The sequence below is a fragment of the Streptomyces sp. NPDC018019 genome, assembly GCF_044327805.1.
GTDB lineage: Bacteria > Actinomycetota > Actinomycetes > Streptomycetales > Streptomycetaceae > Streptomyces.
In genome coordinates, this window is record NZ_JBIRGD010000006.1 from 218,008 (window position 1) to 244,290 (window position 26,283).

Annotated in this window: 20 protein-coding genes; 15 read left to right on the plus strand and 5 right to left on the minus strand. The window is 74.1% G+C overall.

Translation table 11 applies throughout. From position 1 onward, the window contains the following. Positions 1 to 22: 22 nt before the first annotated feature. Together ACH4FX_RS13285 and ACH4FX_RS13290 are read right to left on the minus strand one after the other, a co-directional pair. Entirely contained in the window at positions 23 to 1,045 is a 1,023-nt protein-coding gene (locus ACH4FX_RS13285) for a zinc-binding dehydrogenase (protein WP_398478221.1), read from the minus strand. Next, positions 1,042 to 2,202 (minus strand): mandelate racemase/muconate lactonizing enzyme family protein, encoded by a 1,161-nt coding sequence (locus ACH4FX_RS13290; RefSeq protein WP_398478223.1) that lies wholly within the window; start codon positions 2,200 to 2,202, stop codon positions 1,042 to 1,044. The genes ACH4FX_RS13285 and ACH4FX_RS13290 overlap by 4 nt, the downstream gene beginning before the upstream one ends. A gap of 250 nt (positions 2,203 to 2,452) precedes the next feature. On the opposite strand from ACH4FX_RS13290, the gene ACH4FX_RS13295 reads away from it, so the two are divergent. Further along, positions 2,453 to 5,056, plus strand: coding sequence for an alpha-L-arabinofuranosidase C-terminal domain-containing protein (locus ACH4FX_RS13295; protein WP_398478225.1), 2,604 nt, complete (start codon positions 2,453 to 2,455; stop codon positions 5,054 to 5,056). Positions 5,057 to 5,081: 25 nt separating this feature from the next. On the opposite strand, the gene ACH4FX_RS13300 is transcribed toward ACH4FX_RS13295, so the two are convergent. Then, entirely contained in the window at positions 5,082 to 5,906 is an 825-nt protein-coding gene (locus ACH4FX_RS13300) for a hypothetical protein (RefSeq protein WP_398478227.1), read from the minus strand. 383 nt (positions 5,907 to 6,289) lie between these two features. Between ACH4FX_RS13300 and ACH4FX_RS13305 the strand changes: the two genes are divergently transcribed. The 5 genes from ACH4FX_RS13305 (at position 6,290) to ACH4FX_RS13325 (ending at position 11,127) form a co-directional block, all read left to right on the plus strand. Further along, positions 6,290 to 8,728, plus strand: coding sequence for a SpoIIE family protein phosphatase (locus ACH4FX_RS13305; RefSeq protein WP_398478229.1), 2,439 nt, complete (start codon positions 6,290 to 6,292; stop codon positions 8,726 to 8,728). A 45-nt stretch (positions 8,729 to 8,773) separates the two neighbouring features. After that, positions 8,774 to 9,145 (plus strand): hypothetical protein, encoded by a 372-nt coding sequence (locus ACH4FX_RS13310; RefSeq protein WP_398478231.1) that lies wholly within the window; start codon positions 8,774 to 8,776, stop codon positions 9,143 to 9,145. Next, entirely contained in the window at positions 9,118 to 9,549 is a 432-nt protein-coding gene (locus tag ACH4FX_RS13315; RefSeq protein ID WP_398478233.1) for a winged helix-turn-helix domain-containing protein, read from the plus strand. Before ACH4FX_RS13310 ends, ACH4FX_RS13315 begins: the two co-directional genes overlap by 28 nt. A gap of 126 nt (positions 9,550 to 9,675) precedes the next feature. Next, the gene (locus ACH4FX_RS13320; RefSeq protein WP_398478234.1) at positions 9,676 to 10,188 is read left to right on the plus strand and encodes a DinB family protein; all 513 of its coding nucleotides are present in this window, start codon (positions 9,676 to 9,678) and stop codon (positions 10,186 to 10,188) included. 177 nt (positions 10,189 to 10,365) lie between these two features. Beyond that, entirely contained in the window at positions 10,366 to 11,127 is a 762-nt protein-coding gene (locus ACH4FX_RS13325) for a hypothetical protein (RefSeq protein ID WP_398478236.1), read from the plus strand. A gap of 66 nt (positions 11,128 to 11,193) precedes the next feature. On the opposite strand, the gene ACH4FX_RS13330 is transcribed toward ACH4FX_RS13325, so the two are convergent. After that, entirely contained in the window at positions 11,194 to 11,601 is a 408-nt protein-coding gene (locus tag ACH4FX_RS13330; RefSeq protein WP_398478238.1) for a winged helix-turn-helix transcriptional regulator, read from the minus strand. A 233-nt stretch (positions 11,602 to 11,834) separates the two neighbouring features. Here ACH4FX_RS13330 and ACH4FX_RS13335 point away from each other — a divergent pair, with 233 nt between their 5' ends. The 8 genes from ACH4FX_RS13335 (at position 11,835) to ACH4FX_RS13370 (ending at position 23,200) form a co-directional block, all read left to right on the plus strand. Continuing rightward, complete coding sequence (locus tag ACH4FX_RS13335) at positions 11,835 to 12,650, plus strand: alpha/beta fold hydrolase (RefSeq protein ID WP_398478418.1); 816 nt, start codon at positions 11,835 to 11,837, stop codon at positions 12,648 to 12,650. Between the two features lie 439 nt (positions 12,651 to 13,089). Continuing rightward, on the plus strand, positions 13,090 to 14,934 hold the full coding sequence (asnB, locus tag ACH4FX_RS13340; protein ID WP_398478240.1) for an asparagine synthase (glutamine-hydrolyzing): 1,845 nt from the start codon (positions 13,090 to 13,092) through the stop codon (positions 14,932 to 14,934). 31 nt (positions 14,935 to 14,965) lie between these two features. Continuing rightward, complete coding sequence (locus tag ACH4FX_RS13345) at positions 14,966 to 15,394, plus strand: MarR family winged helix-turn-helix transcriptional regulator (RefSeq protein ID WP_398478242.1); 429 nt, start codon at positions 14,966 to 14,968, stop codon at positions 15,392 to 15,394. A 77-nt stretch (positions 15,395 to 15,471) separates the two neighbouring features. Beyond that, on the plus strand, positions 15,472 to 16,917 hold the full coding sequence (locus tag ACH4FX_RS13350) for an MFS transporter (RefSeq protein ID WP_398478244.1): 1,446 nt from the start codon (positions 15,472 to 15,474) through the stop codon (positions 16,915 to 16,917). Between the two features lie 142 nt (positions 16,918 to 17,059). Then, positions 17,060 to 18,175, plus strand: coding sequence for a polyprenyl synthetase family protein (locus tag ACH4FX_RS13355; RefSeq protein ID WP_398478246.1), 1,116 nt, complete (start codon positions 17,060 to 17,062; stop codon positions 18,173 to 18,175). A 94-nt stretch (positions 18,176 to 18,269) separates the two neighbouring features. After that, positions 18,270 to 19,439 (plus strand): FAD-dependent monooxygenase, encoded by a 1,170-nt coding sequence (locus tag ACH4FX_RS13360; protein WP_398478248.1) that lies wholly within the window; start codon positions 18,270 to 18,272, stop codon positions 19,437 to 19,439. A 163-nt stretch (positions 19,440 to 19,602) separates the two neighbouring features. Then, positions 19,603 to 20,823, plus strand: a complete 1,221-nt coding sequence (locus ACH4FX_RS13365) for an acyl-CoA dehydrogenase family protein (protein ID WP_398478250.1) — start codon at positions 19,603 to 19,605, stop codon at positions 20,821 to 20,823. Between the two features lie 127 nt (positions 20,824 to 20,950). After that, positions 20,951 to 23,200 carry a tetratricopeptide repeat protein gene (locus ACH4FX_RS13370; RefSeq protein ID WP_398478252.1) on the plus strand — a complete coding sequence of 750 codons (2,250 nt, stop codon included), beginning with the start codon at positions 20,951 to 20,953 and terminating at the stop codon, positions 23,198 to 23,200. 44 nt (positions 23,201 to 23,244) lie between these two features. Here ACH4FX_RS13370 and ACH4FX_RS13375 read toward each other — a convergent pair whose 3' ends face one another. Continuing rightward, positions 23,245 to 24,558 carry a glycoside hydrolase family 27 protein gene (locus ACH4FX_RS13375; RefSeq protein ID WP_398478254.1) on the minus strand — a complete coding sequence of 438 codons (1,314 nt, stop codon included), beginning with the start codon at positions 24,556 to 24,558 and terminating at the stop codon, positions 23,245 to 23,247. A 155-nt stretch (positions 24,559 to 24,713) separates the two neighbouring features. Here ACH4FX_RS13375 and ACH4FX_RS13380 point away from each other — a divergent pair, with 155 nt between their 5' ends. Then, positions 24,714 to 26,270 (plus strand): phytoene desaturase family protein, encoded by a 1,557-nt coding sequence (locus ACH4FX_RS13380; protein WP_398478256.1) that lies wholly within the window; start codon positions 24,714 to 24,716, stop codon positions 26,268 to 26,270. Positions 26,271 to 26,283: the final 13 nt, after the last annotated feature.

Sequence of the window (26,283 nt, forward strand, 5' to 3'; positions counted from 1 at the left end):
ACGGCACCTGGGACACGGGCTCTTACGGCGCCGGACGCACCAGCACCTTCCCCACCTCCGGATCACCGCTCCCCACCAGCGCGAGGGCCTCGCCCCAGCGCTCCAGCGGGAAGGTGTGCGTGATCAGCGGCGCCGGGTCCAGCAGGCCCGTGCCGAAGGCCCGTACGGCATGGGTCCAGGCGGCGGACGGCGCGCCGAAGACGCCGCGTACGGTGAGGTGACCGGTCACCAGACGCACCGGGTCGAGGCCGTGGGCACCGGCTCCCGGCAGCCCGGTGAGGATGATCCGGCCGCCCCGGCGGGTGAGTTCGGCTGCCGCCGCGGCGGTTCCGGGCGCGCCCGCGGTCTCCACCACCACGTCGAAGCCGCCGGTCGCCGTGCCGGGGGAGTGGATTCCGGTCGCGCCCAGCGCCAGGGCCTGTTCGGCGCGGGCCCGGCGCGGATCGACGGCGATCAGCTCGGCGGGGGAGACGGCGGCCAGGAACCGTACGGCCAGCAGTCCGAGGGTGCCGGCGCCCAGCACCGCGATCCGCTCACCGGGCACCGCGCGGGCGGCCAGTGTGGCAGCGGCGGCCACCGCGGCCGGTTCCAGCAGCGCGGCGGCTCCGAGGTCCGCGTCGTCGGGCAGCGGGTGCAGCAGCCGGGCGGGCACCACCAGGGTGTCCGCGAAGGCGCCGGGCCGGGTGAAGCCGGTCTCGTCGTAGGCGGCGGCGCACAGCGAGGTCTCGCCGGCCCGGCAGCGCTCGCAGGTCAGGCAGGTGCGGAAGTTCTCGCCGACGACCTTGCGGCCGGTCAGCCCGGCCGGCACCCCGTCGCCGACCGCCACGACCGTGCCCGCCCACTCGTGGCCGGGCACGAGCGGGTAGCGGACGTACGGGGCGGGCCGCCCGCCGTCGTACACCTCGCGGTCGCTGCCGCACAGGCCCGCCGCCGCCACCCGCACCAGCGCCTCGCCGGGCCCGGGGGAGGGGGTGGGCGCGTGCACCAGGCGGTGCCGTCCCGGCCCTTCCACCAGGACGGACCGGGTGCGCGCGGGCGCGTTCACCGGCGCCCGGCGCCCGCTTCGCGCCGCTCCCACCCCTCGGCCCAGAGGTCGAAGCGGGCGGGCTGCTGCGGGAACTCGGCCGCCGCGTCGGTGTCCAGCTCGACGCCCAGACCGGGCGCGTCCGGCAGCGTGAAGTACCCGTCCACCACCTCGGGCGCGCCCTTGACCACCCGCTTGATGCCGGCGTCGGCGAAGTCGTTGAAGTGCTCCAGGACCTTGAAGTTCGGGGTGCAGCCCGCGAGTTGGAGGGAGGCCGCGGTGAGCACCCCGCCGCCCACGTTGTGCGGTGCGATCAGCATGTAGTGCGTCTCGGCGGTCGCGGCGAGCTTGCGGGTCTCCAGGATGCCGCCGAAGTGGCCGACGTCCGGCTGGACGATGTCCGCCGCCTGCGACGCGAACAGCTCGCGGAACTCGGTCCGGTCGTGGATGCGCTCCCCGGTGGCGATCGGCGTGTCCACCTTCCCGGCGACCTTGGCCAGCGCCTCCAGGTTCTCCGGCGGTACGGGCTCCTCCAGCCACGCCGGGCCGAAGGGCGCCAGTTCGCGGGCGAGCCGGACCGCGGTGGCCGGGCTGAACCGCCCGTGCATCTCCACCATCAGCTCCCGGTCCGGGCCGATCGCGTCCCGTACGGCCTCGATGAGCGAGACGGCGTAGCGGGTGGCGGCCGGGTCGAGTTCGAGGTGGCCGGTGCCGAACGGGTCGATCTTCAGTGCCTGGTAGCCGCGCTCCACCACGGCGCGGGCGGCGGCGTGGTAGCCCTCCGGGGTGCGTTCGGTGGTGTACCAGCCGTTGGCGTACGCCTTGACGCGGTCGCGCACCCGGCCGCCGAGGAGCTGCCACACCGGTACGCCGAGCGCCTTGCCCTTGATGTCCCAGCAGGCCGTCTCCACGCATGCGATGCCGGACATGACGATCTCCCCGGCGCGCCCGTAGTCGCCGTACTTCATGCGCCGCACCAGGTCCTCGACGGCGAACGGGTCGGAGCCGGTGATGTGGTGGTCCGCCGCTTCGGCGAGGTAGCCGAGGAGGGCGTCGGTGCGGCCCAGCATGCGGGTCTCGCCGACGCCGGTGAGCCCCTCGTCGGTGTGGACCTGTACATAGGTGAGGTTGCGCCAGGGGGTGCCGACGACGTGCGTGCTGATACCGGTGATGCGCACGGGAGCTGACCCTCCATCGTGTTCGATATTTCGTCACGTGTCCGAAATGGTGGCGTGACCGTAGTGAGCGCTGCCGGACGGTGTCAATGGGGGCGCGGGAAGCCGCCGCCGTTCGGCGGGAACGGTTCCCGCGCGGTGTGTGTGACGGGTGTTGACGCGGCGGCGCGCGGGGCGCATCCTCCCTCGCAAGCCGGGCGGTATTCCGCACGGCGTTCGATATACCGTACGCAGACGAGTGGAGGGGTACCCCATGGCGAGCGACGACGACCAGCGCCCGGGAGCGGTCCCGGGCGGGCCCGGACGAAGAACCGTGATCGCCGCACTGGGCGCGACGGCCCTGACCGAGGCGCTGCGCACCGGCGCCGCGCCGCCCGCCGCGGCGGAACCGGGCCCCGGGCTGCCCGCTCCCGTCGCCCACTGGGCCTTCGAGGAGGGCCGCGGCCCCACCGCCGCCGACAGCTCGGGCCACGGCCGCACCCTCACCCTGCGCGGCGGGGCCGCCTGGGGCGACGGCCACACCGGTCACGGCCTCGCGCTGGCCGGGCGCGCCTGCGCCACCGCCGACGGGCCCGCCGTCGACACCGCGCACGGCTTCACCCTGGCCGCCCGTGTCCGGCTCACGGCCACGGACGGCTTCCGCACCGCCGTCGACGGCACCGCCGTCAGCGCCTGCTACCTCCAACTGCGCGACGACACCCGGGCGTTCGCCTTCACCCGGCTGCCCCGGGACGCGGCCGACGCCAACGGCGCGGCCGCGATCGCCGGCGCGGGTTTCGCCCCCGAACCGGGGCGCTGGTACCACTTGGCCGGTGTCGCCGACGCGGCGGCGGGCGTCTTACGGCTGTACGTGGACGGCGTACTGGAGGGCGAGGTGCCCGACCCGGGAGGCTGGCGGGCCACCGGCGACACCACCGTCGGCCGCGGCCTGTTCGCCGGCGCCGAGGCGGACCACTTCCGGGGCGGCATCGACGACGTACGCTGCTACGACACCGCCCTGAGCGGCGCCCAGATCGCCCGGCTGGCCGGCGTACCGGAGCAGGCGACCACGCCGCTGCTGACCATCGACGCCCGCCGCCCCGGCCCCACCGTCCCGCCCCGGCTCGGCGGCATCTTCTTCGAGGACATCAACCACAGCGGCGAAGGCGGCCTGTACGCCGAACTCGTCAACAACCGCAGCTTCATGGCCGACGCCCGCACCCCGGTGCACTGGAGCGCCCTCGGCGGCGCCTCGATCGCCCTGGACCCCACCGCGCCGCTCAACGAAGCGCTCACCAGGTCCCTGCGGATCACCGTGCGCGGCCCCGGCTCCGGTACGGCCAACAACGGCTACTGGGGCATCCCCGTCCGCCCCGCCACCACCTACCGCGCCTCCTACTTCGCCAAGGCCGATGGCCGCACCGGGCCGCTCACCCTCGCCCTCACCGGCACCGACGGCACCGTGCACGCGCGGGCCGCCGCACCGGCCCCCGGCCGCGACTGGCGCCGCTACGACCTGACCCTGCGCACCCCGCCCACCGCCCCGCACACCACCGAAGCGCGCCTGACGCTGACCACCGCGGGCACCGCCGGCACCACCGGCACGCTCTGGCTCGCCCAGGTCTCCCTGTTCCCGCCCACCTACCGGAACCGCCCCAACGGGCTGCGCCCCGACCTGATGGCCGCGCTCGCCGCGCTGCGCCCCGCCTTCCTGCGCTTCCCCGGCGGCAACTACCTCGAAGGCAACGTGATCGCCGACCGCTTCGACTGGAAGAAGACCATCGGCCCCGTCGAACGGCGCCCCGGCCACCGCAACTCCGCCTGGGGCTACTGGTCCACCGACGGCCTCGGCCTGCCCGAATACCTCCAGATGGCCGAGGACCTCGGCTGCGAGCCGGTGCTGTGCGTGTACGCGGGCTACTCGCTCCACGGCGAGCACGTCACCGGTGACGCCCTGCGGCCCTTCGTGCAGGACGCGCTGGACCAGATCGAGTACGTCACCGGGCCCGCCACCTCCCGCTGGGGCGCCCGGCGCGCCGCCGACGGCCACCCGGCGCCGTATCCGCTCACCTACGTGGAGATCGGCAACGAGGACTGGTTCGACGTCTCCGGCTCCTACGAGGAGCGCTACGCGGCCTTCCACGACGCGCTCACCCGGGCGTACCCGCACCTGAAGCTCATCGCGACCACCCCCGTCCGCAGCCGCCCCCACGACCTCATCGACGAGCACTACTACCGCTCACCCGCCGTCTTCGCGGCGGGCTCCCACCTCTACGACCGGCGGGACCGCGCCACCCCCAAGGTCTTCGTGGGCGAGTGGGCGGCCCAGGAAGGCCGCCCCACCCCCAACCTGCGGGCGGCGCTCGGCGACGCGGCCTGGCTCACCGGCATCATCCGCAACAGCGACCACGTGGTGATGGAGTGCTACGCGCCGCTGTTCAGCCACGTACGCGACAACACCTGGGCCACCAACCTCATCGCGTACGACGGCCTGACCAGCTACCACTCGCCCAGTTCCTACGCGCAGCAGCTGCTGCGCACCCACCGGGGCGACATCGTGCTGCCCACCGCGGTCCGCGCCCTGCCCGGCCTGAGCGCCGTCACCACCCGCGACCGCCGGACCGGACGGCTCCATCTCGCCGTCGTCAACACCGGGGGGACGCCGCGCACCACGGCCGTACGGATCGACGGTGTCCGGGACGTCGGCCGCACCGGCCGCGCCGAGATCCTGACCGGACCCGGTCCGGAGGCCACCAACACCCTCGGCGAGCCCACCGCGGTGGCGCCCCGCTCCGTGCGGGTGAACGGCCTGGGTACGCGGTTCACGTACACCTTTCCGGCGTACTCGGTCAGCGTGCTGCGGTTGGAGGGGGACTGACGGGCCGGGGCACGGGTGCGGGCGCTCAGCCGAGCATCGGGCCGTCGGCCGCCGGCATGGGGGTGACCTTGCCGGGCGCGGGGGCGGTGACCTGCACCGGCTTTCCGAAGCCGGTGAGGTTCATCGTCGCCGTGGTGCCACCGGCGCCCAGCGGCCAGGAGAGCCGGGTACGGACGACACGGCCCTCGCGGTCCACCCAGGCGTCCGCCCATACAACCAGGTCGCCGAGGGCCTGCCGGGCGCGGGCGAGCTTCGCCCGGCCGCGCTCCGACATCCGCAGCGTGATCGTCTCGTCGTCGAGCCGGCCGCGGTAGCGCACGGCCGGCCTGCCGCCGACCTGCTCCTCGCCCGCCTTCTTCGCCTCGCGCATCCGGGACACCTGCTCCAGGACGTGCGCGGGGTCGTTCACGGGCGCCCGCAGGAGGTTCTGCGCCTCCGCCTCGTCCCGCCGGACCGATCCCCAGGTCCCCTGCTGGTCGGCGAACCCGCCGACGTAGACGGTGCCACCGGTGAAGATCTGCTCCATCTGCGGACCGGTGCCGGCGGCCGAGGCGGGGCCCTGGTGGAGGCCGGTCCTGAGCCGCCCCTTGCCGCCCGCCCAGTCGAAGTCGCCCTTGACGGTGAGGGTGTACGTCGTGGTGCCGTCGCCCATCTCGATCGTCTCGTCGATCCGGGCGCTGCTCCTGGTGGTGGCGGCCACGGCGGCCCGTACCGCCGCCCCGTGATCGACGGCCGGCGCCGACGCGGAGGCGGACGCCTTCGCGGGCCGCTTCGCCTCGTCCGCCGCCCCTCCGGAGCAGCCGGCGCACAGCAGTACCGCGGCGCCGAGGGGGATGAGGGCACGTCGCATGGTCTCTCCGTGGGAGGTGGGGGCCGAGTCGCCGACATACCCGCTCATGCCGGGAATGCGATCTTACGCGCACCTTATCGAGCACATGTGCGATGGGTGAGGGCGGAGCCGGGGACGAGGGCGGGCCGGGGCGGACTCCACCCGACGCCGGGCGCACCCCGCCACCGGGAGTACCCGCGGCGCCTCCCTTCGGGTGACGTTCGGTGCCCCTCCGCCCCCCCCGCCCGGCCGGGCGCCCGGCACCCCGCGCGCAGCCCGGGGCGCGGGGCGCGCGGGGCGAAACGATACTGGGGCAGAGCTGCGCGCATCATGGTTCCGGCCGTCCCGGGAGTCGCCGGAGGACGACGGCCGGGGCCCGGTCGGCGAGTCGAAGGGGCGAAGCGATGGACGCACCGGTGCCGGAGTTCGCCGAGCGCCCGGAGGACCCGTTCGCGTCGCGCCGGGCCGCTTCGGCGGTGCTCGACGAACGAGGCACGGTCGCGGGCTGGAGCGACTGCGCCGAGGACCTGCTCGGCTACCGGCCGCAGGACGTGCTGGGGCGGCGGGCGGACACCGTCCTGCTCCACGACGACGACCGGGCCGCCGCGGCGGCGGCCGCGGCCACGGCCCGGCGCGACGGCGGCTGGTCCGGCGTCCTGCCGGTGCTGCACCGCGACGGACGGCGCGTCGAACTGGGCTTCCGGGTCCGGCCCGTGGTCCGGGGCGACTCCGTGCACGAGTGGTTCCTCGTCGCCGCGCCCGCGGCCGAGGTCGCCCAGTGGGAGATCGACCGCTCCGTGCTGGACGGCCTGTTCCGGAACTCCCCCATCGGGCTGTCCGTCCACGCCCCGGACCTGAGCATCCTCCGTATCAACCGGGCCATCGCGAACATCAGCCGGCGCCCGGCCACCGCCCACCGGGGCCTGCGCATGGAGGACTTCCTGGTCGGGCCGGACGTGGCCACCATCGAGGAGCGGCTGCGCCGGGTGCTGGAGACGGGCCGGCCGCTGATCTTCACCGAGCAGTCGTGCCGGCTGCGGATCGACCCCGGCCGCGAGCGCATCGTGTCCGTGTCCGCGTTCCGGATGCGCGACTCCTCCTCGGGCCAGGTGCTCGGCGTCACCCAAATGGTGGAAGACGTCACCGACCGGCACCGGGCCCAGCACCGGCTCGCGGTGCTCAACCGGGCGAGCGCCCGCATCGGGACCACCCTGGACGTGGCGCAGACCGCCCGCGAACTGACCGAGGTCGCGGTGCCCGACCTCGCCGACGCGGTCTCCGTGGACCTGCTGGAGCCGGTCACCCGCGGCCAGGACCCCACCCGGGGGACGTATGTGCCGGTCCACCGGACAGCCGTGCGCTCCGTCGTCGCGGAGGGCCTGGACGTCATGTACCCGGTCGGCGAGGTGTTCCGGTTCGCCCCGGGTACGCCGCAGGCCGAGTGCCTCACCGAGCAGCGGCCGATCCTCGAACCGGACCTGGCGCAGAAAACCGGCTGGTACATCCAGGACCCGGAACGCTCGCAACAGGCCCTGCGCCTGGGGGCCCACTCGCTGATCGTCGTGCCGCTGGCCGCCCGGGGCCTGGTGCTCGGCCTGGTGAGCCTGTGGCGGGCGGAACGCTCCGAGCCGTTCGAGCGGGACGACCTCGTCCTGGCCCAGGAGTTCGTCTCCCGCGCCGCCATCTGCATCGACAACGCCCGCCGCTACACCCAGGAGCACCACGGCGCGCTGACCCTGCAACGCAGCCTGCTGCCGCGCGAGCTGCCCGAGCAACTGGCCGTCGAGGTCGCGCACCGCTACCTGCCCGCCGATCCCGCCGCGGGCGTCGGAGGCGACTGGTTCGACGTCATCCCGGTCTCCAGCGCCCGCGTCGCCCTCGTCGTCGGCGACGTCGTCGGCCACGGGCTGCACGCCGCGGCCACCATGGGCCGGCTGCGCACGGCGGTGCACACACTGGCCAACCTCGACCTCGCGCCCGACGAAGTGCTCTCCCACCTGGACGACCTGGTCAACCGCCTGGCCGAGGAGCAGGAGTCGGCCGCCGGCGGCCCGGAGAGCCCGCAGATCATCGGCGCCACCTGCCTGTACGCGGTCTACGACCCGGTCTCCCGCCGCTGCACCATGGCCCGCGCGGGCCACGTACCGCCCGCCGTGGTCGCCCCCGACGGCCGGATGAACCTGCCCGACCTGCCGGCCGGGCCGCCGCTCGGGCTGGGGGGCCTGCCGTTCGAGTCCGCCGAACTGGAACTCGCCGAGGGCAGCCTGCTCGCCCTCTACACGGACGGACTGCTGGAGGTACGCAAGAGGGATCTCGACGAAGGGCTGGCACTGCTGCGCAGAGCGCTGGAGCAGCCCGCATGCCGCCTGGAGGACCGCTGCAAAGCGGCGGTGGAGACGCTGTTGCCCGTCCACCCGCAGGACGATGTCGCGCTGCTCCTCGCCCGTACGCGCGCGCTGCCGCCGGAGAGCGTCGCCTCCTGGGAACTGCCCGCGGAACCGACCGCCGCGGCCGAGGCACGCGAACTGACCTCCGCCAAGCTGACCGAATGGGGCCTGGAAGAGCTGGCGTTCACCGCCGAGCTGGTGGTGAGCGAGCTGGTCACCAACGCCTACCGGTACGGCGGCACGCCCATCATCCTGCGGCTCATCCGCGACCGCTCGCTGATCTGCGAGGTCTCCGACCCCAGCAGCACCGCGCCGCATCTCAGACGCGCACACAGCACCGACGAGGGCGGGCGCGGCCTTCTCCTAGTGGCCCAACTCACGGACCGCTGGGGCGCCCGCCACACACGGGAGGGCAAGACTGTGTGGACCGAACTGCCGCTGCCGTCGGGGAGTTGAGACAGGCCGGGGTTTCGGGGGCGGCCGTTGGAGCGGGCTGCCGCGGTGGAGCGAGCGGCACGGTTACGCAGCGGCTGGTACGCGCGCTACCTCTGGACGTACGCCGCCGGGCAGTTGGTGCTCGTACCGATCGCCCTGCTGTGGCACGGGACCGTCGCCGCGACGGTCTTCGCGCTGGTCAACACGTGCCTCGTCACCGGGCTCACGGTGTACGCCGCGCGGCAGCGCAGCGTGCGGCGCGGTTTCGGGGCCCGGCACGGAGCGCTGATGGCCTGCTGGGGCGTCCTCTACAGCGCGGTGCTCCTCCTCGGGAACCTGGCGTTCGCGGACAGCCGGGTGTTCGCGGCCGTGGCCGCCGTGGCGTGTGCGCTGCCGCTCGCCGTGGGGGCGTGGCTGGAGACGCGGCGATCGTCGTGACGGCACAGCGGTTTCCGGCCGGATCGCGCGGCAGCCATCCTCGGCACGCCCTCGTGCCGCTGCTCAACTCGCCCGTCCGGCTCTCCGTGGTGGCGGCCCTCGCACCGGTGGAGAAGTCCGAGTTCGCCGTGGTGCGGGAGCTGGTGGAGGTCACCGACTCGGCCCTCTCCAAGCAGGTGGCGGCACTGGAGGCGGCGGGCTGGGTGGCCGTCGGCAAGGGGCGGGCCGGCCGCCGCCCGCGTACGTGGCTCTCACTGACGGCCGCGGGGCGCGCGGTCTACGAGCAGCATCTGGCGGCGCTGCGAGCGATCGCCGCAGGGCCCGGCGCGCGAGCCGACGCGTACGGCGGTGCCGTCTCCGACGGGGGCGGCCCCGCCGTCTCCGACGGGGGAACCGTGGGCTGAGACCGCGGACCGCTGGGGCCGCAAACGGCTGACGCCGAGGGCGCCGGCCGTAGGCCGGTCCGTGGCGGCGGCGCTCGCCCGCCGCTGTCCGGCCGCGTTGTCAGACCCCCGTGTCACGATGAGGACATGATCACACCCGAACGCCCACTGCCTCCCATGGACGCCGACGAGCGGACCTCCCTGGAGAGCTGGCTCGACTTCTACCGCACCACGCTCGCCCAGAAGTGCGACGGCCTGACCGAGGAGCAGGTCCGGGCGGCGTCCGCGCCGCCTTCGCAGCTCACCCTGCTCGGCCTCGTCCGGCATCTGACGGAGGTCGAGCGGACCTGGTTCCGCAGGGTCCTGGTCCACGAGGACGCCCCGTCGGTCTTCAGCGGCGACGCCGACACCGCCCTCGCCGACCGGGGATTCGTCTTCGACGAAACGGCCACCTACGAGGACGCCCGGCGCAAATGGCAGGCCGAGATCGAGCGCGCCCGGGAGAACTGCGCCCCCCGCGCGCTGGAGGACACCGGCACCTACCGGGGCGGTCAGGTCACCCTGCGCTGGATCTACACCCACATGATCGCCGAATACGCCCGGCACTGCGGCCACGCCGACCTCATACGGGAGCGCATCGACGGCAGCACGGGCGTCTGAGTCGGCGCGGCGGCCGCGCGGTCGCGGCGGGTTCAGGTATACCGCGCGGCGGGCCGCGGTGCGCAGACTGGCGCCGGAGCACACGTCACCGCGGCAAGCCACCGGCGCGGTACGGCGGCGTGCGGCAGCGCCCACCGCCGCCCACCGCACCGCGGGCCACACCGGGCGGAGGGCATCGTGGCGGACGACTCGACGACGCAGGACCGGCAGCTGTTGCGCGCCTACTCCCGCGAGACCCGCGACCCGTACGTCCAGCGGCTCCTGAGGGAGCTGCTCGGCCACCTCGACCGGGCCGCTTTCGAGCGAACGTCGGGCGCCGGCGGCGGCAGCACACGCGCCCTCGGCCAGGGGCGGTACGCCGTCTCCTACGCCCACCCGCCGGACATGTCCCGCACCGACCACCTCGCGGTGATGGTCCACGAGCTGACCCATGTCGCGGTCGACCAGGCGTACGACTCCCGCATGCTGAACTTCCGGGTGCCCCCGCTGTCCGCGGCCGAGGAGGACCAGGTGCGGAACGAGACACCCGGGCGCGAGGAGGACCACCAGAACGCCCGGCTGGGGCGGGTGGACGCCCGGCGCCGCGACGCCTTCGTCGACCTGGTCATCGGCAACGTACAGCGGCTGCTGGACGAGTTGCCCGGCTCCGGCCTCCCGCCCGAGCGGCAGCGGGCGGTCCGGACCAAGCTGACCGACCACATGCGGGCCCGCCCGTACCACGAGTACGACGGTGTCCTCTCGCACCTGCTCACCTGGGCCGACCTGGACGGAGCCGACCGCTCCGCGGCCTTCTGCCGCAGCCTGACCGCGATGGTGGCGCAGGCGGCCGACTGGCGGGCCGCCGGTGACATCACCCTGCCCCGGCGACGGCAACGGCGCGGCATCTTCCGCCGGACGGGCAGCGCCCTGGGCCGGGCCCTGCACATATTCCGCCGGTAGGGGAAGGGGCAGGAGGAGAGGACAGAGGGCGGGCGGGGAAGCGGCCGGCGCCCCGGCCGGCCGTGATCAATCGCCGACGGCGGCTTCGTCGCTGCGCCGGTTGGCGCGGTCGATCTCCGCCATGTGGCGCTCGGCCCAGGACCGGACCGCGGCCAGCGGCTCTTCCAGCGACAGACCGAGCGGTGTGAGCCGGTAGTACACACGCGGCGGCACCGACGGCTCCACCCGGCGGCCGACCAGGCCGTCCCGCGCCATGCCCTGAAGCGTGACCGACAGCATCTTCTGCGAGACCCCGGGCATCCTGCGCCGGAGCTCCGCGAAGCGCACCTCCTCCGGGGACGCCTCCGCCAGCACCTTGACGGCCATCGACAGCCACTTCGTGCCGATCCGGTCGAGCAGCCGGCGGGTCGGGCACTCCGGGTCGAACAGGTCCCCACGCTCGCCGCCGGGGGACCGCCGGGGTGCGGAGGTCACCTGAAGCTCACCACCTGAGGCAGAAGTGCGGTCTTGGCTCCCTCACCCTAGTTACCTAGCGTTCTGTTGTCACCAATGGTGACCACCCGCTGTGCCGTCCCGCCCGGCGGCGCCGCGCGGCACGGCAACGACCTCCCAACCGCCTGGAGCATCACGTGACGTACGCACCACCCCCGACGCCGAACCGCACCGGCAACCGTCAACAGCCCGAGCCCGGCGTCGAACTCCGGCGGATCACGGTCAACGGCACCGGCCTCAACGTGGCCCTGGCGGGCGAGGGGCCGGCCGTACTCCTGCTCCACGGCTTCCCGCACACCTGGCGCCTGTGGACCCACGTCGTGGCCGGGCTGGCCGGCCGGCACCGCGTGATCGCACCCGACCTGCGCGGCTTCGGCGCGAGCGACCGGGCGGCCGACGGCTACGACGCCGGTACGCTCGCGGCCGACGCCGAAGCCCTGCTCGCCGCACTCGGGGAGAGCGACGCGGCCGTGGTCGGCATCGACGCGGGCACTCCGCCCGCTTTCCTGCTCGCCCTGCGCCGCCCCGGCCTGGTCCGCCGGCTGGTGGTGATGGAGTCGCTGCTGGGCGGGCTGCCGGGCGCCGGGGAATTCCTCGCCCACGGGGCGCCCTGGTGGTTCGGCTTCCATGCGGCACCCGGCCTCGCGGAATCCGTACTCGTCGGCAACGAAGCCCGGTACGTCGACTGGTTCCTGCGCGCCGGCACCCTCGGTCAGGGTGTGCACCCCGACGTCCGGGACGCGTTCGTCCACGCGTACACCGGGACCGACGCCCTCCGCTGCGCCTTCTCGTACTACCGCGCCCTGCCGACGAGCGCCCGGCAGATCGAGGAGGCCGTCCGTACGGGACGGCTGACCGTACCGGCCATGGCCATCGGCGCCCACCCGGTGGGCAGGGCACTCGAACAGCAACTGCGGCCGGTGGCCGATCACCTCGTCGGCCACCTCATCGAGGACTGTGGCCACATCATCCCCCTGCACCGCCCCGACCGGCTGCTCGCCCTCCTGAAGCCGTTCCTGGCCCAGGCGTAGCCAACTCCACAACCTTGCGCCCCTCGTGGTGGCACCGCACAGCGGCCCGAGGGCGGACGGGCGGTCAGGTGACGTGCGGCTGCCTGTCACACCGGCCTGCCGACTGCCGTAACACCGTCAGCTCCTGGTAAAGCCTTCCCCACGGTGCCGTAAGCCGCTGCCCCTCCACCGCCGTGCCCGGCCGCTGCGTCGATTTCGCGAACCCGCAGATCAGAACGCCGGAAGGGGCTCAAATGCCGGGCGTTTGCTCGCCGTTGCGCGGCCCGACAGCGTGTTACGGCCCGGTTGACGGCGCGGTGGGCCGAGGAACACCCTCGATATATAGGTGCTCGATACAACTGACCCGTGAGGGTGCCGAGCCGCCGGGCTCCACCGTGTCCGCGCACGGTGTGCCGGTGCCCGGCGGACCGCCCTCCGGGCCGGAGCAGGAGGACATGGCATGTGTGGCATCACCGGCTGGATTTCCTTCGACCGTGACCTGCGCTCCGAGCAGGAGACCGTGGACGCGATGACCGAGACGATGTCCTGCCGCGGGCCCGACGACCGCGGTACGTGGGTGCAGGGGCCCGCAGCCCTCGGCCACCGCCGCCTGGCGATCATCGACCTCCCCGGCGGCCGTCAGCCGATGACCGTGCACCGGGCGGACGGCAGCCCGGTCGTCATCGTCTACTCCGGCGAGACGTACAACTTCGGCGAGCTGCGCGAGGAACTGGCCGGCCGGGGACACCGGTTCACCACCGACTCCGACACCGAGGTCGTGCTGCGCGGTTACCTGGAGTGGGGCGAGGCGGTCGCCGAACGGCTTAACGGCATGTACGCGTTCGCCGTCTGGGACGAGCAGCGCCGGCGGCTCGTGATGATCCGCGACCGGATGGGCATCAAGCCGTTCTACTACTACGAGACGTCCGACGGCGTGCTGTTCGGCTCCGAGCCGAAGGCGATCCTCGCCAACCCGCTCGCCGACCGCAGCGTCGGCCTCGACGGCATCCGCGAACTCTTCGCCTTCGTCAAGACGCCCGGCCACGCCGTGTGGGACGGCATGTACGAGGTCGAGCCCGGCACGGTGGTCACCGTCGACCGCGGCGGTCTGCGCCGGCACGTGTACTGGTCGCTGGAGACCCGCGCCCACGAGGACGACCGGGACACCTCCGTCGCCCACGTCCGTACCCTGCTCGACGACATCGTCCGCCGCCAGCTCGTCTCCGACGTGCCGCGCTGCACCCTGCTCTCCGGCGGCCTGGACTCCTCGGCCATGACCGCGCTGGCGGCCCGCCGGCTGGGCGAGACGGGGGAGACGGTCCGCAGCTTCGCCGTCGACTTCGTCGGCCAGACCGAGAACTTCGTCGCCGACGCGCTGCGCGCCACCCCCGACACGCCGTACGTCCACGACGTGGCCCGCCTCTCCGGCACCGACCACCAGGACATCGTCCTGGACTCGGACGCCCTGGCCGACCCCGAGGTGCGTGCCAAGGTCATCCGGGCGCGGGACATACCGATGGGCTTCGGCGACATGGACGCCTCGCTCTACCTGCTGTTCAAGGCGATCCGGCAGCACTCCACCGTCGCCCTGTCCGGAGAGTCGGCCGACGAGGTCTTCGGCGGCTACAAGCAGTTCTTCGACGAGGAGGCCCGCCGGGCCGACACGTTCCCCTGGCTCGTCCGCTTCGCCGAGCAGTTCGGGGACGATGGCAGCATCCTCGTCCCCGCGCTGGCCGACTCCCTCGACCTGCCCTCGTACGTCCAGGACGGCTACCGGACCGCGATCAAGGACGTACAGCGGCTGGACGGGGAGAGCGACTTCGAGTTCCGGATGCGCAAGATCTGCTACCTGCACCTGACCCGGTTCGTGCGCCTCCTCCTGGACCGCAAGGACCGCGCCAGTATGGCCGTCGGCCTGGAGGTGCGCGTCCCGTTCTGCGACCACCGGCTGGTCGAGTACGTCTACAACACGCCGTGGGCGCTGAAGTCGTTCGACGGGCGGGAGAAGAGCCTGCTGCGCGAGGCCACCGCCGATGTGCTGCCGAAGTCGGTGTACGACCGGGTCAAGAGCCCGTACCCGTCCACGCAGGACCCCAAGTACGCCGTCGCGCTCCAGCAGCACGCCAAGGACCTGCTGGCCGGCCCCGCGCACCCGGTCTTCGACATCGTGGACCGCGACTGGCTCAAGCGGGCGGTCGAACACGACGCGCCGCAGGTCACCCAGGCGTCCCGCAAGGGCCTGGAAAAGACGCTGGACCTGGCCCTGTGGTTGGACATGTACCGGCCCCGCCTTACGCTTTCCTGAACCCGGACCGGGCGGCGCGATGGGCTGAGCGATGACAATCGGTGACGATGCGGCACTGCAACTGGTGATCTCCCTGCACCGGCTGACCCGGAGCCTGCGCAGGGCCGCGGCGGCCGGCGGGATACAGCCGACACAGCTCGCCGTCCTGGCCCTGCTGACCCAGCAGGGCCCCTCCCGGATCGGCGAGATCGCGGCCTGGGTCCCCTGCTCCCAGCCGACCGCCACCGCGGCCGTACTGGGGCTGGAGTCGGCCGGGCTGATCCGCCGGGAGCCCGACCCCACCGACGGGCGGGCCAGCCGCGTCCTGGCCACCGAGCGCGGCGCGACCGCACTCGCCGACATCGCCCGCGGCGAGGCCGAGGTGCTGACCAAGCGCCTCGCCTCGCTGCGGCCCGACGAGGTCCGCCAACTCGCCGAGGCGGGGCCGCTGCTGCGGCGGCTGGCGGAAGCCGCGGACTGAGGAGCGGGCCGGGCGGGTACGCGGTGCCGGGCGGCGGGGTCCGCCGTTTCCACCGTGTGAGGGGCCAGGCTGGGGGCATGACGGAGCGATCACCGATGACCGGGCCGGCCGCGACGGGACCGTCCGCCACCGGACCGCCCGCCGCGGACCCGCCGGCCACCGTGTCCCGTGCGCGCCGCTGGGCCGCGCTCGCGGTGATGCTGTGCGGGACGCTGCTGGCCAACCTGGACGTGTTCATCGTCGTGGTGGCGGTCCCGGCCTTCTCCCGCGACCTCGGCGCCGGTGCCGGCCAGCAGCAGATGGTGCTGGCCGGCTACCAGCTCGTCTACGCGCTGGGGCTGATCACGGGCGGTCGCCTGGGCGACATGTACGGCATCTTCCGTGTCTTCGCGGCGGGCATGGCCGTGTTCGTCCTCGCCTCGGTGGGGTGCGCGCTGGCCCCCGGCGCCGCGGCGCTCGTCGCGGCCCGGCTGGTGCAGGGGGCCGGTACGGCCCTGCTGGTGCCCCAGGTCTACAACGCCGCCCGCACCCTGTTCCGCGAGCGCGAACAGCGGGCGGCCTTCGCCGCCACCGGAGCCGTCATGGGACTGGGGGCCGTGTCCGGACAGTTGCTGGGCGGCTGGCTCATCGGCGCCGACCTGTTCGGCCTGGGCTGGCGGTCGGTGTTCTGGGTCAACGTGCCGGTCGGGCTGGCGGCGCTGTGCGCGGTGCCCTTCGTCGCGGTACGGGGCGGGCGCCGGCGGATGGGGCTGGACGGCGCGGGGCTGCTGCTCGGCGCGCTCGCGCTGGCGGCGTTCTCCGTACCGCCCGCCTTCGGCCGCGACCTGGGCTGGCCCTGGTGGATCTGGCTGTGCCTGAGCCTCTCGGTCCCGGCGGGCGCCGCCTTCGCGGCCCATGAACGCCGGGCCCAGCGCCGGGACCGGGCCCCGCTGCTGCCCCCCGGACTGCTGACCGGCCGCTTTCCCCTCGGCCTGCTGCTGATCGCGCTGTTCAACAGCGGCCTGAACGCCTTCTTCCTCGTTCTCGGCCTCCACCTGCAACAGGGCCTGGGCTGGGACCCGATGCAGGCGGGGAGCGCGATGCTGCCGCTGGCCGGTCTCTTCGCCGTACTGTCGCTGCTCGTGCCGCGGCTGCGGAAGGCGAGCCTGAAGCACCTCCTGGTGTGGGGCGGTTCCGTGGCGGCGCTGGGGTACGCGGCAGCCGCCGGCAGTGCCCTGTGCCGGCACCCGCTCTGGCTGCTCTGCTCGCTCGCCGTCGTCGGCGCGGGCCAGGGCCTGTTCATCACGCCGGCGCTCACCGCGACGCTGCGTACCGCGCCGGAACGTTTCACGGGATCGGCCTCCGGTGTGGTCTCCACCGTCCAGCAGACGGCCGCCGCGGTCGGCGTCTGCCTCCTGGGGCTCATCTACTACGGCGCGGTGGACTCCGGAACGGCGACCGGCACCGCCTTCGCGCTCACCTCGGCGGCCATCGCGGCCGTCTCCGCGGCTGCCGCCGCGCTGGCCTGCCGCCTTCCCGCGTAACGGCGACACCGTACGGCCGTTCCGCTACGGCCGTTCCGCTACGGCCGGGCATGGACCCCGGCCGCACGGGTACCCAAGCGGCGCACCCCTTCGCCCACTTGACGGAGCAGCACCTTCACCAACCGCCTTACCGGAGGTACGCATGTCCAGCACGACGGCACGGGCCGACGAGGTGACCGCCCGGCTGCTGCCCGAAGTGACCGCGTTCGTCGAACGGCAGTTGGACGACTACCCCGACGCCTGCGGACCGCTGCGCACCACCATGCGGAAGGTGATCGACCGCGGCCGCCACGAGCGCAACGAGACCGCCCTGCCGTTACTGACCCACGCGGCCATCACGGGCTTCCCCGAGCCGGCCGTACCGGTCGCCGCCGCCCACGCGCTGTGGTGGCGGGCGGCCAACGCCTTCGACGACATCGCCGACGGGGACGCGGGCGCCACGATGTACGGCGTCGGCACCGGGCCCGCCCTGATGGCCGCGCTCGAATGCGGCCACGGGCTGCCGCTGCGCGCCCTCGCCGCCCTCGACCTCCCGGCCGCCCTGCGGGAGAGCCTGATCAGCGACTACCTCGACGGCTGGACGCTGACCAACGACGGCCAGATCAGGGACCTGGTCACCACCGTGACGACGGCCGACCCGCAGTCCGTGCTGACGACGTACGAGCACAAGAGCGGCTCCGCGTACGCGATGGCCTGCGGCATGAGCGCGCGCATCGCCGGCTGCGCCGACGCCGTGACCGCGGCCTGGCGGGAGTTCGGGCACGCGGTCGGCACGCTGCTGCAGTTCCGCAACGACGAGGAGGACCTGCGCGACGAGCGGGAGGAGGACATCCGGAACGGCACCGCCACCTACCGCCTGGTCTGCGCCGTACAGCGGCTCACCGGCCGGGAACGGCAGCGGGCGCTGCGGCTCCTGGCGGAGGCGGCCGACAGCCCCGACAGCCGCGCGGAGATCAGGGGCATGCTCCTGGCCCCTGCCGTACAGGCCGCCACACTCGCGGCGCGCGACAGCCTGTACCGGCAGGCCCACGACCTGCTCGACCGCCTGGCCATGTCCTCGGACTTCACGGCGGCGCTGCGCGGCCTGGTCGACGACGCCGCGACAGCGGCCACGACGGATGGCGCGGGTGACGGCCGACCGCCGGAAGCGGCCTCGGACCGGTGGCAGGAATCGTTCGCGGCCCGGTGGACGGCCGAAGCGGCCCCGGGCAGGCGACCGACGGCCACGGCGGGTCACGCGGCACCGTCCGCCCACTGAAGCCACGAGCCCGGCCTTGCACAGTCGGCCGCGCTCCCAGCCACTCGCGGCCGACCGCCCCGCCCCGCCACTCACGCCCGAGGACCCCTGACTGATGCTGCCAGCCCCCGCCGCACGCCCGCACGCCCTCGTCATCGGTGCCGGCATAGCCGGTACGGCCGCGGCCCTGGCCCTGCGCGCCGTCGGCTGGGACGCGACGATCGTGGAACGGGCCCCGGGCCGCCGCAGAGGCGGCTACCTGGTCTTCTTCCGGGGCAACGGCTACCGCGCGGCCCGCCGTCTGGGGCTCACCGACCACCTCAGCGACCGGCTCGGCCCGGACAGCCGGTGGTTCGAGATCGACCGCCGTGGCCGCACGCTGCCCGGCATGCGCCTGCCGGCCGACACACGCCGCCGCTCCCTGACCCTGCTGCGGAGCGACATCGAGGCCGCGCTGCACGACCGGCTGCCCGTCGACGTCCCGATCCGGTACGGCCGGTCACCGGTACGCGTCGCCCAGACCGCGGACCACGTGCTGACCACCCTCGACGACGGCACCGAGATCCGCTCGGACCTCCTCATCGGCGCGGACGGCAGCCACTCGGCGGTACGCCGCCTGACCTTCGGCCCCGAACGGCACTTCCGCTACGACTTCGGCCACATCGTCGCCGCGTGCCTGGCCGGACGGCCCCTGCCGGGGCTGCGCACGGGCGACACCGCCGTCATGCCCGACGCGGGCCGCGCCGCGTGGGTGGCCGGCTTCCGCGACTGCGGGCCCGTCGCGTACTTCCTGTACCGCAGCGACGACCCCGCGGCCGAACTGCGGCAGCCGCCGGCCGCCGTACTGCGCCGGGTCTTCGGCGACTACCCGGGGCCGCTGATGCCCGGTCTCCTCGACGCGGCCGACGCCGCCGGAACCGTCCACTTCGACCAGGTCAGCCAGATCCGCATGCCGCGGTGGACGGACCGCCGCGTCGTCCTGCTGGGCGACGCCGCCTGGAGCCTCAGCCTGTACTCGGCGTACGGCGCCTGCCTGGCCGTCGAAGCCGCCGCGGACCTCGCGGACGCGGTGCGCGACGGCCGCCCGCTCGTCCGGGCGGTCGCCCGGTGGGAACACCGCATCCGTCCCACGGCCCGTCACCACGCCGATCAGGCCCGCCGTATGCAGCACCTGTTCCTGCCCGCCAACCGCACCGTGGCCCGCGCCCGCCGCGCCGCGATCCGCCTGTCCCACAGCCCCCTCACCCGGCCGCTGGCCCTGCGCCTCCTGCCGCAGCCGCTGTAGCGCCGCCGCCGCGGCCCGGCCGTGCCCTTCCCTATTAATGGAACACGTTCTACCGTGCCCCACGACCCGTTACCCGACGGCCCGTCAGGTGCGTCGCCGACCGCGCGCGCCACCGCACCATCGGGCCTGCCGGGGCCGTCAGGCCGTCAGACCAGGAGGGGCCGTGCACCTCGAATACACCCCGGAACAGCAGCGGCTGCGGGCCGAACTGCGGGAGTACTTCGCCGCGTTGGTCCCGGACGGCGCGTACACGCGCTTCCGCGGTCCCGACGGGTCACCGGACGTACCCGGCGACGGCCCCACCGCCCAGAAGCGCTACTACCGCGCCACCATCCGCCGGCTCGGCGCGGACGGCTGGCTCGGGGTCGGCTGGCCCGCGGAGTACGGCGGCCGGGGCATGACGCCGATGGAGCAGTTCATCTTCTTCGACGAGGCCGCGCAGGCGGGGGTGCCGCTGCCGCTGATGGCGCTGAACACCGTCGGCCCGACGATCATGCGCTACGGCACCGACGAGCAGAAGGCGTACTTCCTGCCCAGGATCCTCGCCGGGGAGATCGACTTCGCGATCGGGTACAGCGAACCCGACGCCGGCACGGACCTCGCGTCGCTGCGCACCCGGGCCGTCCGCGACGGTGACAGCTACCTGGTCAACGGGCAGAAGATCTGGACCACCAACGGCGACACGGCCGACTGGGTCTGGCTCGCGGTGCGCACCGCCCCCGTCGAGGACGGCGTACCGCCCCACAAGGGCATCAGCCTGCTCCTCGTGCCCACCTCCGACCCCGGCTACTCCTGCACCCGCATCAACACCCTCGCCTCGCACGACACCACCGCCGGCTACTACGAGAACGTCCGCGTCCCCGTCTCCCGCCGCGTGGGCGAGGAGAACCAGGGCTGGCGGATCATCACCAACCAGCTCAACCACGAACGGGTCACCCTCGCCGCCCACGGCACGACGGCGATCCGCGCCCTGCACGACGTCCAGCGCTGGGCCGCCGAGACGAAACTGGCCGACGGGCGGCGCGTCATCGACCTCGGCTGGGTACGCGGCCGGCTGGCCCGTACGCACACCCGGCTGGACGCCATGAAGCTCCTCAACTGGCAGATGGTGGACGCGCTCCAGCGCGGCACCCTCACCCCGCAGGACGCCTCCGCGGTGAAGGTCTACGGCTCCGAGGCCCGCCGCGACGCCTACGCCTGGCTGATGGAGGTACTGGCCGCCGCCGGCCCCCTGAAGGACGGCTCGTCCGGCGCCGCCCTCCACGGCGACCTCGAACGCGGCTACCGCTCCGCGGTCATCTTCACCTTCGGCGGCGGCAACAACGAGATCCAGCGCGAGATCATCTCGTGGATCGGCCTGGGGATGCCACGGGTGCGGCGGTAGCGCCGACACTCGCGCGCCCCCGCCCCGCCCCCCTCCAGCGCCCTACACCCCGGCCCCGGGCGGCGCCATACTGGGCGCGGGCAGGCAGGGGGAGCCGCGGGGGCCGGGGACGGGGGCGCGGTGGGGTATGGCGGAGAGCGGGCTGGTGCAGGGGCGTTACCGGTTGCTCGATCTGATCGGTCGCGGTGGGATGGGGGAGGTGTGGCGGGCGCGCGACGAGTCGCTGGGGCGGCAGGTGGCGGTCAAGTGCCTCAAGCCGCTGGGGCCGCAGCACGACCCGTCGTTCCTGCGGGTGCTGCGCGAGCGCTTCCGGCGGGAGGCGCGGGTGGCCGCGGCCCTCCAGCACCGCGGCATCACGGTCGTCCACGACTTCGGCGAGGCCGACGGGATCCTCTTCCTCGTGATGGAGCTGCTCGACGGGCGCAACCTCGGTCAGCTGCTGGAGGACAACCGGCACGGTCCGCTGCCGGTGCCGGACTTCGCCGACATCGCCGAGCAGGTCGCGGCGGCCCTCGCGTACACGCACGAGCAGTCCGTCGTGCACCGCGACCTCAAGCCGGCGAACATCGTGCGGGTCGCCGACGGGACGGTGAAGATCTGCGATTTCGGCATCGCCCGGCTGGGGCACGACATCGGGTTCACCGCCCGGCTGACCGGGACCGGCATAGCGATGGGCACCCCGCACTACATGTCGCCCGAGCAGATCGGTGCCGGTACCGTCGATCACCGCAGCGACCTGTACTCGCTGGGGTGTGTCCTGTACGAGCTGGCGACGGGGGCGCCGCCGTTCGACCTCGACGACGCGTGGGCGGTGCTCGTGGGGCACCGGGACACCGCGCCGGAGCCGCCGCGCGGGCGCCGGCCCGATCTGCCGGAGGCGTACGAGCGCATCGTCCTGGACCTGCTGGAGAAGGACCCGGAGGACCGGCCGCGGGACGCCGCCGAGCTGGGGAAACGACTCGTCTCGGCCCGCCGGGAGCAGGAGAAGGAGCCGTTGTCCGGCGGGGCGCGGGGGGCCGCCGGGGCGGGTGACCGGACGCCGGCGCGCGCCGTGCGTCCGCTGCCGTCCTGGACGCGGGGGATGACCGTCGGGTTCCCGGCCGGCCCCCGTACGCGACGGGGCGCCGGCGCCGACCGGACCGCCGGGCTCACCGGGGCGTGGACCAGCGGACTGCCGCCGCTCAGCCGCGACACCCCGGCGCCGTACGTCCCCGCGCGGCCCGTGCCGTCGCCCGAACACCTCGCCGCGCTGGCCGCCCGGCACAACGCCGGGCTCAGCCTCGGCCGGCTCGGCCGCTGGGCGGAGGCGGGGGAGGTGCACCGGGCGGTCGCCGCCGAACGGGAGCACGCGCTCGGCCCCGACCACCCCGACACCCTCGCCAGCCGCTTCGAGGTCGCGTTCACGCTCGGCCGGTGCGGCCGGGCCGCCGACGCCCTGCGCGAGTACGAGGCGGTCGCCGCGGGGCGTGCGCGGGTGCTGGGCCCCGACCACGTGGACACCCTGGCCGCCCGCCAGGAGACGGCGTACGCGCTGGGCAGGCTCGGGCGGCACTTCGAGGCGCACCAGGTGTACGTGTCCGTCCTCGCGGCCCGCGAACGCACGATGGGCCCCGACCACCCCGACGCGCTGCGCTGCCGGCACAACCTCGCCTTCAACCTCAGCCGCCTCGGCCGGCTGGAGGACGCGTACCGGATGGCGCGCGACGTGGCGTCGGCCCGGACCCGGGTGCTGGGGCCGCAGCACCCGGACACCTTGGTGACGCGGTACGAGGTCGCCTATCTGCAAGGGCAGTTGGGGAGGTGGGCGGAGGCCCTCCAGACGTACCGGGAGGTGGCCGCCGACCGTGCCCAGGCGCTGGGGCCGGGGCACCCGGACACCCTCGCCGCCCGGTACGAGGTGGGCATCAGCCTCGGGCGGCTCGGGCGCAGCGCCGAGGCGCTGGAGCTGTACCGGGACCTCGTCGGGGCCCGTACGGTCGCACAGGGCCCTGCCGACCCGGAGACGCTGCGCGCCCGGCACGGCCTCGGCGTCAACCTCGGCCGCCTCGGACGCTGGGAAGAGGCGCTGGCCGAGGCCCGGTCGGTGGCGGCGCTGCGGGAGCAGGTGCTGGGCGCCGGCCACCCCGACACGCTCGTCAGCCGCCGGGAGATCGCCGTGGCCCTGGGCTGGCTGGGCCGCTGGCCCGAGGCCCTGGCCGGTTACCGGCAGGTGGCCGCGGCCCGGGAACGGGTGCTGGGCCCCGACCACCCCGACACGCTGGCCAGCCGCGGCGACGAGGCCCAGTGCCTGGAACAGCTCGGACGCTCCGCCGAGGCGGTGGCGCTGTACCGGCGGGTCGCCGCGTTACGGCAGCGGCGTGCGCCGGGCCGGGGCTGAGGGCGGGCCGGCCGTACCCGCCGCGCACCCGGCCCGGCGTCCGCTCACCGCCGCGGGTGCACCCGGTAGAGCACCGTCGCGTGCGCCGGCACCCGTACGGAGATCTTCCCGGTGGTGCGGGAGGTGCGCTTGGTGACCAGGTCGCGCAGCTCGTACGAGCCGGCCTTCGGGAGGCCGGCCGTCTTCGCCGTGGTGGTCAGCGTCTGGTCCGCGTCGCCGGAGTTGAACAGCGCGACCGCCCGGTCCCCGTTCTGCAGCGGCTTGGACAGCACGTCATGGCCCGCGCCCTGCTGGACCACGCGCCCCTGGAGGCCCTTCGGGTCCTGGTCCACCGCGATGATGTCCCGGTTGCCGAGCACCTTCAGCGCGGCCGGGGAGATCTTCGTCAGGTCGGTGCTGGAGATCAGCGGCGCGGCCATCACGGCCCACAGCGACATCTGGCTCTGGATCTGCCGGGTGGACAGGCCGGAGTCGCCGGCGAGCAGGAAGTCCGGGTCGTTCCAGCGGCCGGGCCGCTGGAGGTGCGCCAGCTTGGCGTTGTAGGCGTAGTTGTACTTGATCGAGGACCACTTCCTGGCGCCGCTGTGCTTCTCCACCGCGATGTCCCGGCCCTCCCGCCACAGGTTGCCGACCTGCGAGGACCAGCGGATGACCCGGTGCCAGACCTGATCGCCGTCGTACTGGAAGTAGGCGGGCGCCGAGACCGAGAAGACGATGTCGCGGCCGGTCTTCCGGAGGGCCTGGCCGACCGCCCGGTAGGCGTCGTGGTAGGTCTGCTCCTTCGTCCTGCCGGGAGCGGTGGGCAGGTTGCACCCGTCCATCTTCAGATAGTCGACCTTCCACTTGGCGAAGAGGTCGGCGTCCTGTTGGTAGTGGCCCAGGCTGCCCGGGTACTTCTCGCAGGTCAGCGTGCCGACGTCCTCGTAGATGCCGAACTTCAGCCCCATCCGGTGCAGTTCGCGGCCCACGTACGCCATGCCGCGCGGGAAGCGCGCCGGGTCCGGTACGAGGTTGCCCCGGGCGTCGCGCTGCTTGAGCATCCAGCAGTCGTCGACGGTCACCGTGTCGTAACCCTTCTTCGCCAGGCCGGACTTCACCAGCGCGCGAGCGTTGTCCAGGATCACCTTCTCGTTGATGTCGCACATGTAGTACGACCAGTTGTTCCAGCCCATCGGGGGTTTCGGGGCGAGGTTCGGGTAGACCGCCGCGGCACGCGCGCCGCCCTCGCCCGCTGCGGCGGGGAGGGCGGCGGCCGGGACGGCGGCGGTGGCGGACAGGGCGCCCGCCGCGCACAGGGCGGCGGTGCTCAGGCCGATGAGGGTGCGTCTCGGGGGACGCGGTACCGACGGAACGAGCACAGGGCACCTCACGGGTGGACGGAGCGGGCCGATACGACGCATCGTCGGACGTTAGGAACGTAGGAGTAAGCGGGGCAAGGCGCCGCGCTGGCCGGTCCCCGGAATTCAGCCGTCCGTACCTGGCCGCGCCGATCACCGCGTGCTACCAAGGGGGAATGCCGGAACGGACGTTCTACGACGCGGTCATCGTCGGCGGCGGGCACAACGGGCTGGTCGCCGCCGCCTACCTCGCCCGGGCCGGGCGCAGCGTGCTGGTCCTGGAGCGGCTGGACCACACCGGCGGCGCGGCGGTCTCCGCCCAAGCCTTCGCCGGCGTGGACGCGCGGCTGTCCCGCTACTCGTACCTCGTCAGCCTGCTGCCGCCGAAGCTCGTGCGGGACCTCGGCCTGCGGTTCGCGGTCCGCAGGCGCGCGGTCTCCTCCTACACGCCGGCCGTGCGCGGCGGCCGTCCCACCGGGCTGTTCGTCGGTGCCGACGAGGGCGCCACCCGCGCCTCGTTCGCCCGGCTCACCGGCTCGGACCGCGAGTACGCGGCCTGGCGGCGCTTCTACGGGATGACGCGCCGGGTCGCGGAGCGGGTCTTCCCCACGCTCACCGAACCGCTGCCGGACCGGGAGGCGCTACGGGCCCGCATCGATGACGAAGCGGCCTGGGAGGCGCTGTTCGAACGGCCGCTCGGGGAGACGGTCGAGGCCGCGTTCGCCGACGACCTGGTGCGCGGCGTGGTGCTCACGGACGGGCTGATCGGCACGTTCGCGCACGCCCACGACCCGGCGCTGGCACAGAACCGCTGCTTCCTCTACCACGTCGTCGGCGGCGGCACCGGCGACTGGGACGTGCCGCTCGGCGGCATGGGCGCGCTCACCGACGCACTCGCCGGCGCCGCCCGCACGGCCGGCGCCGAGATCGTCACCGGCTGCCCGGTGACCGGGATCGCCACGGACGGCAGGACGGCCGAGGTGACCTGCGCCGAGGGGACGGTCGGCGCGCGCCACGTCCTGGTCAACGCCGCTCCGCACACCCTCGCCGGGCTCCTCGGCGAGCGGCCTCCCGCGCCCGTCGAGGGCGCCCAGCTCAAGGTCAACATGCTGCTCACCCGGCTGCCCCGGCTGCGCGACCCGGACGTCGATCCGCGCCTGGCCTTCTCCGGGACCTACCATGTCGCCGAAGGTTACGGCCAGTTGGAGGCGGCCTACCGGCAGGCGGCGGCCGGTGAGCCGCCCGCCGCGCCGCCCTCGGAGATCTACTGCCACTCCCTCACGGACCCCTCCATCCTCGGCACCGGACTGGTCCGCCAGGGCTACCAGACGCTCACCCTCTTCGGCCTGCACACCCCGGCCCGCCTCTTCGCGGAGGACCACGACGCCACCCGCGAGCGCCTGCTGGCGGCCACCCTCGCCCAGCTGGACGCCGTACTGGCCGAACCGCTCACCGACTGCCTGGCCACCGACGCGGACGGCCGCCCGTGCATCGAGGCCAGGAGCCCGCTCGACCTGGAGCGCGACCTGGGACTGCCGGGCGGCCACATCTTCCACCGGGACCTGGCGTTCCCGTACCGCACGGAGGCCGACGGCGACGACGCGGCGGCCCGCTGGGGGGTGGCGACGGGGCACGCCAACGTGCTGCTGTGCGGCGCGGGCGCGGTCAGGGGCGGCGGGGTGAGCGGAATTCCCGGCCACAACGCCGCGATGGCGGTGCTGGAACAGGGCTGACGGGGTGCTGAAG

Coding starts and splice junctions, on each gene's coding strand:
- ACH4FX_RS13345 (WP_398478242.1), top strand. CDS start 14,966: ATGACAATCGGTGACGATGCGGCACTGCAACTGGTGATCTCCCTGCAC.
- ACH4FX_RS13360 (WP_398478248.1), top strand. CDS start 18,270: ATGCTGCCAGCCCCCGCCGCACGCCCGCACGCCCTCGTCATCGGTGCC.
- ACH4FX_RS13320 (WP_398478234.1), top strand. CDS start 9,676: ATGATCACACCCGAACGCCCACTGCCTCCCATGGACGCCGACGAGCGG.
- ACH4FX_RS13305 (WP_398478229.1), top strand. CDS start 6,290: ATGGACGCACCGGTGCCGGAGTTCGCCGAGCGCCCGGAGGACCCGTTC.
- ACH4FX_RS13355 (WP_398478246.1), top strand. CDS start 17,060: ATGTCCAGCACGACGGCACGGGCCGACGAGGTGACCGCCCGGCTGCTG.
- ACH4FX_RS13350 (WP_398478244.1), top strand. CDS start 15,472: ATGACGGAGCGATCACCGATGACCGGGCCGGCCGCGACGGGACCGTCC.
- ACH4FX_RS13295 (WP_398478225.1), top strand. CDS start 2,453: ATGGCGAGCGACGACGACCAGCGCCCGGGAGCGGTCCCGGGCGGGCCC.
- ACH4FX_RS13370 (WP_398478252.1), top strand. CDS start 20,951: ATGGCGGAGAGCGGGCTGGTGCAGGGGCGTTACCGGTTGCTCGATCTG.
- asnB (WP_398478240.1), top strand. CDS start 13,090: ATGTGTGGCATCACCGGCTGGATTTCCTTCGACCGTGACCTGCGCTCC.
- ACH4FX_RS13300 (WP_398478227.1), bottom strand. CDS start 5,906: ATGCGACGTGCCCTCATCCCCCTCGGCGCCGCGGTACTGCTGTGCGCC.
- ACH4FX_RS13380 (WP_398478256.1), top strand. CDS start 24,714: ATGCCGGAACGGACGTTCTACGACGCGGTCATCGTCGGCGGCGGGCAC.